At 63.5% G+C, this 904-nt stretch carries 1 protein-coding gene; it reads right to left on the bottom strand.

Annotation, left to right across the window (positions count from 1 at the left end; all coding sequences use genetic code 11):
* Window positions 1-904: Ig-like domain-containing protein (locus tag HU811_RS27055; RefSeq protein WP_263642031.1), on the bottom strand; the 904-nt coding region annotated here is incomplete at both ends.

Genomic DNA, 904 nt, shown 5'->3' with positions numbered 1-904 from the left:
GAAGGTGATGGTCACCAGCGAAGTCTCGCCAGCGGCGATGGCCGTATCGGCCACGACGATGGTCGCAGTGGGTCGCAGCGTATCGACCACATAGTTGTTGGAGTCCGTGGTGCCAACGCCCGCATTGCCCGCGCCGTTGATCAGGCCGGTATTGTCCAGCGTGATCACGTTACTGGTATCGGAAATGCTGGCGCTCGGCGTGAAGGTGGCCGTCCAGGTGACGCCACCGTCGGTGCTGCTCATGGTGCTGAGCGTGCCGTTACTGACGGTCAGGTCCGAATTGTCGAACCCGCTGACCGCCGAGTTGAAGGTCACGGTCACCAACGACGTCTCACCGATGCTCAACGTCGAATCGGCGATCACGATGGTCGCCGTCGGTACGTTGGTATCGACCTGGTAGTTGTTGGAGTTGGTGGTGCCGGTGCCGGTGTTGCCCGCCGCGTCACTGACCCCGGTGTTGTTCAGGGTGATGACGTTGGAGGTGTCGGTGACGCCGAGGGCCGGAGTGAAGGTGGCGGTCCAGGTGAGGCCGCCATCACTGCTGCTGACCGCACTCAGCGTACCGTTGGCGACGCTCAGGTCGGAATTGTCAAAACCGCTGACCGCCTCGCTGAAGGTAATGGTCACCAGCGAGGTTTCGCCGACGCTCAGCGCCGTATCGGCGACCACGATGGTGGCGGTCGGGCGCAGGGTGTCGACGGCGTAGTTGTTGGAGTCGGTGGTGCCGCTGCCGGTATTGCCAGCGCCGTCCACCACGCCCGTGTTACCGAGCGTGACCAGGTTGGTGCTATCGCTGACGCCCACGCTCGGCGTGAAAGTCGCGGTGTAGGTGATGTTATCGCTGGTGCTCAGCCCGCTCAGGCTGCCGTTGGCAACGGTCAGGTCGGCCAGGGTGAAACCGGTC

This window comes from Pseudomonas tehranensis, from assembly GCF_014268615.1.
Classification (GTDB): domain Bacteria; phylum Pseudomonadota; class Gammaproteobacteria; order Pseudomonadales; family Pseudomonadaceae; genus Aquipseudomonas; species Aquipseudomonas tehranensis.
This window is presented reverse-complemented; position numbering and strand designations above follow the sequence as displayed.